This is a genomic window from Legionella sp. km772, from assembly GCF_003989735.1.
Classification (GTDB): Bacteria; Pseudomonadota; Gammaproteobacteria; order Legionellales; family Legionellaceae; genus Legionella.
This window is the reverse complement of sequence record NZ_RZGQ01000174.1, coordinates 1-5,497: the sequence shown is the minus strand read 5'-3', so window position 1 is coordinate 5,497 and position 5,497 is coordinate 1. Positions and strand designations below refer to the sequence as shown.

Genomic DNA, 5,497 nt, shown 5'->3' with positions numbered 1-5,497 from the left:
AGGGGGTCTAGGCGTAAACCGTCCAAATTTCCGGATAATTGTTAGTCAATTTAGCATCTTTGCTTCTCTATTGTTGTGATCAGGCTAATTGCAGTTTTCGCTAGCGTTGTTCGTATTAATTGAGCAGGCTCAACCCAGCTAAATCCATCATTTTTGTATCGTGGAAACACATGCATATGATAATGATTCACATCATTAAAATATCCACCATTTTGCATCACACTTATCCCATCTGGATTATACAATTCTTTGATTGCTGTTGATAGAACTGCTACGGCGTTCATTACTTCCAATCGAGTTTCTTTATCTAGTTCTTCAGTGTCCAAACAATGTTTTTTTGGAACAATTAATGTATGCCCTTCACTGATTGGGTCAATATCCAAGAAACAGCAAATAAGATTAGTTTGATAAACAACATTGGCAAGTCCTTGCCCATTAGCTAAATTACAGAATTGACATACCATATGTAATCCCATTGAAAGAGGTTAACAAAACACCATACCTTATTGGAGTACAGTTTGTGCATAATAACAGTTTAATCTGGCTCTTTACTTCGTAATCCTCGTTTATTTATATAAGTATTGAGTGCAATGTGGCTGCTATATCCCAATACTTTTGCTAATTTTCTAGCAGATAATCCATACCCAAGTAGTTCTTTAATTTTATCAACGTCCTTATCAAATTTACTTTTTTGCAACGTGCCTTTGGGCTTACCAAGGGTTACACCCTGCGCCCTTTTCGCTTGTAAAGCTTCTTTTGTTCGCAAACTTATCATGTCTCGCTCAAGCTCAGCAAAGAGAGAAAAAAGCGTGATAATAATTTTGGAATTCATATCATGCTTAGATATATCCAAATTTTGTTTAATGACAATCACCCGAATACTTCGTTTAATCAAAGCATTGACAAGCGCAATGATTTCAGCAGTACTTCGACCCAATCGACTTAATTCTGTCACAATTAAAGTATCCGCATCATCAAGGGTCTGCATGAGTTCATCAATGCGTCGCTGCTTACTTGTTTTTCGGGAGGAAATCGTAATTTCAATAAAAGAGTCAATCTTTAAAGATTTATGACGAGCAAATTCAAGTAATTCCAATTTTTGATGGCTTAAGTCTTGCCTGTCAGTCGAAGCGCGCAAATAAGCAACAATTTTACCCATAAATTTAGCCTGTTAATTCTTAACCTATTTCTATGATTAAAATAATACAAATTGATATTGCATTTCAATATATTTCAATTGTATATTTAAATCCAATCATAACGCTCGTTATTTAATAATCAAAGTATAATGTCATATGCGCGCAAGTAATGAAAGACTTACCATTCTATCAGAGGCCGAACAAGCTGCCCTCTATGAACTGCCCAACTTTGATGATGAGCAACGATTGAACTATTTGAATCTTACACCAGAAGAGCAAGTGTTAATGCGCAGTCGATCTGATTTGTCATCACAAATCCATTGTGCTTTACAAATTGGGTATTTTAAAGCCGTTCACTTTTTTTTTCGTTTTGAATGGGAAGATGTTACTGAAGATGTGGCATTTGTGCTAGAGCAATATTTCCCCGGGCAAGTTATTAAGCCATCCGTCATAACTAAACATCAATACTACGCACAATGCCAAATCATTGCTAAACATTTTGGCTATCAAATGTGGTCCAATGAGTTTGAACCTATGTTCCTTCAACAAATTGAACTGACACTTCGTAAAGATATCAGCCCTCAATTTATTATTATGGAGTTATTGGCATTTCTTCGAGAGAAGAAGATCATGCGACCCGGTTATAGCACGTTACAAAAATTAATTAGTCGTGCTTTATTGGATGAAAAGATACGACTTGCTACACTAATCCAGACTTCGCTATCTGATCAAAATAAGTTATTGCTAAAAAATTTATTGCAAGAGGAAGAAACTTTATCCGGGCTAGCTGAGCTTAAACGAGACGCTAAAGATTTTAAATCGCGCATGATGGATGCTGAGCGTGAAAAACTTGTAGCAATCAAACCTTTATACATGACGGCTAAATCATTCTTGCCAATACTCAAGTTGTCTCACCAAAACATTTCATATTACGCCAGTCTTGTCCATTATTACACTATCCATGATTTACGTGAACGTATAAAACCAGAACAGTCATACCTTTATTTGTTATGCTATATATGGGAACGTTATCGTCAACTGAGTAACAATCTAATGGATGCTTTTTGTATCCATCTTAAGCAATTTGAAGACGTGCTCAAAATAAAAGCGAAAGAGGCATACACTCAACATGCCCTGAACCAGCAAACAGAGTTAGGAGCCATGCGTCGCTTGGCCAAGTATTTTGTTGCTGAGGAAGTTCCAGACGATAGACATTTTGGTGATGTACGACAAGAAGCATTTACAACCGTTATTTCCAAGGAAAAATTACAAGAGCACGTTGGCAACCTTGATGAGTCGACACTCTCTGAAATTGATTTTTATTGGAAAACAATGGATCAAGAGTTTCATCGCTACAAATTACATCTTCGTCCCTTGTTGATGACGCTGGATTTCTCAAGTGTTATAGCGGACAGTCCATGGCTATTTGCTATAAACTGGTTAAAGAAAACATTTAACGCTGGAAAACAGCTCCACCAATGGCCAATAGAAGATTGGCCTGATAAAACACTACCTAAACGATTGAAGAGTTTTCTCATTAGCACCAATCTGAAGGGGAAGCAGCGATTAAACGCAGATCGTTATGAGTTCTGGATTTACCGACAACTCAAAAAACGAATCAAATCGGGTAGTCTTCATCTTGAAGACAGCATACATCATCGTTCATTACAACAAGAATTACAGGAAGCTGTTGATAAAGGAGCACTAACAGCACCGTTAGACATTCCGGCTTTAAAACAACCGATCCAACAACTGTTGGACTTGCGTGTTGCTGAACTTCACCAGCAGTGGGTAAAATTCAATGAAGCTTTCACACAAGGCAAGCTGAAACATCTTTATTATGATGAAAAAACTAAAACCCTGCATTTCAAAAAAACCAATGATCATCAAGATGAAGCGCGGCAACATCAATTTTATGAACAGCTCCCCTTGTGTGATATTGCTGACGTACTCAGATTTGTTAATCGATCCAGTCGCTATTCATCCGCATTTACGCATATTCAACCACGCTACAGCAAAATACATGTTGAAGAAAACAACTTAATCGCAACTATAATCGCGCAAGCATTAAATAGTGGCAATCTAAACATGGCTGATATATCGGATATTCCCTATGATACGTTGTTTGATACATATCAATCACGCCTGCGCTTGCAAACACTGAAACAAGCCAATGACATCATAAGTGATGATATTTCTAAAATGCCAATATTTCCCTTATATTCATTAGATATGTTTTTGCTCTATGCTGCATTGGATGGACAAAAATATGAAGTTCCAAGACCCACAATTAAAGCACGATATTCAAAGAAATATTATGGGAAGGGTAAGGGTGTTGTTGCTTATACCATGCTTTATAATCACATTCCGCTGCAAAGCGATTTGATTGGTGCACATGATCACGAAAGCTATTATGCCTTTGATATTTGGTACAACAATACAAGCAGCATTACACCCAATGTATTGACAGGTGATATGCATGTTATCAATAAAGGTAATTTTGCTATAATGGATTGGTTTGGCGGCAACCTTTATCCACGATTCACCAATCTCCAGACTCAAACAAAACATTTGTATTGTGGCGATAATCCAAAACAATATAGCGATTGGACTATTCATCCTATCGGACAAATTAATCGTCAACTGATTGAGGATGAATGGCCTAATATCATACGTATTATCGCGGCTCTTGGTTTAAAAGAGATCAGTCAAAGTATCTTGATCAAAAAATTATGTAACTACACGACTGACAATCGGACTCGCAAAGCAATTTTTGAATACGATAAATTGATCCGCAGCATTTACACACTCAAATATTTACAAGATAGAAAGATGCAACGTGATGTCCACCGCTCACAAAATCGGTTGGAATCATATCATCAATTGCGCGCAGTGATTGCAACAATCTACGGTAAAAAACAGCTGATTGGCAAAAACGATCGTGAACTCGAAATCAGTAATCAATGTGGTCGACTGATTGCTAATGCAATTATTCATTACAATTCAGCCATTTTATCCAAGCTAAAAAGCAAATTTGAAGCAGAAGGCAACCTCAAGGGTTTGGCTATTTTAAAGAAAATTTCACCGGTGGCCTGGCGACATATTCATTTTCGAGGACATTTTATTTTTTCAAATAACTCCAAGATCATTGATTTAGACTCGATCGTACAAGATTTAGTCTTACAAGGTGGCAAAAACAAAATAACGAATAAAAATACCCAGGATATGTATGAATATTCAATATAATATCACTTTTTGGACAGTGTTATGACTAAGAAAATAACAGAATCGTTAGACCATGAACCTTTATTAACGGATATCCAGCACCTTATAGATAAATCCAGGCAAAAAGTTGCCTTGGCCGTAAATGCTGAATTAACAATGTTATATTGGAAGATTGGCCATAGGATCAATGCTGAAATCCTGCAAGATACTCGAGCAGAATATGGACAGTATATTATTGAAAGTTTATCGCGCAGTCTTATAACAGAATATGGTAGCTCATTTGAAGTTAAAAATTTAAGGCGTATGATTCAATTTGCTGAAACTTTTTCAGATGAAAAAATTGTCGCTGCACTGCGGCGACAATTAAGCTGGACTCATTTCAAGTCATTAATTCCACTAAAAGATCCATTGAAACGTGATTTTTATGCAGAAATGTGTCGGATTGAGCATTGGACTACTCGCACATTAGATAAACAAATCAAGTCTATGTTATTTGAACGTACTGCGCTTTCCAAAAAACCAGAAGAACTAATTCGCCATGAAATTGAAGTCTTACGCGATTCTGATAAAATCAGCGCCGATTTAGTCTTGAAAGATCCCTATGTTCTTGATTTTCTTGGTATGAAAGATCGTTATCTCGAAAAAGATTTGGAAGATGCTATATTACGTGAAATTGAGCACTTTTTATTAGAGTTAGGTACAGGGTTCAGCTTTATAGCCCGTCAAAAACGCATACAAATCGATCACCGAGATTATTATATTGATCTATTATTTTACAACAAGCGGCTTAGAAGAACGTGCGCGCTGGATTTGAAACTAGGTGACTTCGACGCAGCATATAAAGGTCAAATGGAACTTTATCTACGTTGGCTGGCAAAATATGAACAAGAACCTGATGAAAATCCACCATTAGGTATCATATTATGTACTGGAAAAACGCATGAACAAATCGAGCTGCTGGAATTAGATAAAAGCGGTATTCATGTTGCTGAGTATATTACAACGTTACCACCTAAAGCAGAATTACAGAAAAAACTACATCAATCTATTGAATTTGCTCGACAGAGATTTGCAAGCAAAGATTAATGAACAATATTTGCCCGGAAATTTGGACGGTTTACGCCTAGACCCCC

Annotated in this window: 3 protein-coding genes and 1 pseudogene; 2 read left to right on the top strand and 2 right to left on the bottom strand. The window is 36.7% G+C overall.

Going from position 1 to position 5,497, the window contains the following annotated elements:
• Positions 1-50 precede the first annotated feature (50 nt).
• On the bottom strand, positions 51-464 hold the full coding sequence (locus ELY15_RS13015) for an HIT family protein (RefSeq protein WP_199744224.1): 414 nt from the start codon (positions 462-464) through the stop codon (positions 51-53).
• Positions 465-535: 71 nt separating this feature from the next.
• On the bottom strand, positions 536-1,159 hold the full coding sequence (locus ELY15_RS13010) for a recombinase family protein (protein WP_127100724.1): 624 nt from the start codon (positions 1,157-1,159) through the stop codon (positions 536-538).
• 136 nt (positions 1,160-1,295) lie between these two features.
• On the opposite strand from ELY15_RS13010, the pseudogene ELY15_RS13005 reads away from it, so the two are divergent.
• Together ELY15_RS13005 and ELY15_RS13000 are read left to right on the top strand one after the other, a co-directional pair.
• Positions 1,296-4,322: pseudogene (locus tag ELY15_RS13005) on the top strand (Tn3 family transposase); the annotation flags it as partial.
• An 84-nt stretch (positions 4,323-4,406) separates the two neighbouring features.
• Positions 4,407-5,450 (top strand): YhcG family protein, encoded by a 1,044-nt coding sequence (locus tag ELY15_RS13000; protein WP_127100720.1) that lies wholly within the window; start codon positions 4,407-4,409, stop codon positions 5,448-5,450.
• Positions 5,451-5,497 lie beyond the last annotated feature (47 nt).

Excerpts from the sequence above, each read along its gene's own strand:
- ELY15_RS13000 (WP_127100720.1), top strand. The coding sequence starts at position 4,407 with ATGACTAAGAAAATAACAGAATCGTTAGACCATGAACCTTTATTAACG.
- ELY15_RS13010 (WP_127100724.1), bottom strand. The coding sequence starts at position 1,159 with ATGGGTAAAATTGTTGCTTATTTGCGCGCTTCGACTGACAGGCAAGAC.
- ELY15_RS13015 (WP_199744224.1), bottom strand. The coding sequence starts at position 464 with ATGGTATGTCAATTCTGTAATTTAGCTAATGGGCAAGGACTTGCCAAT.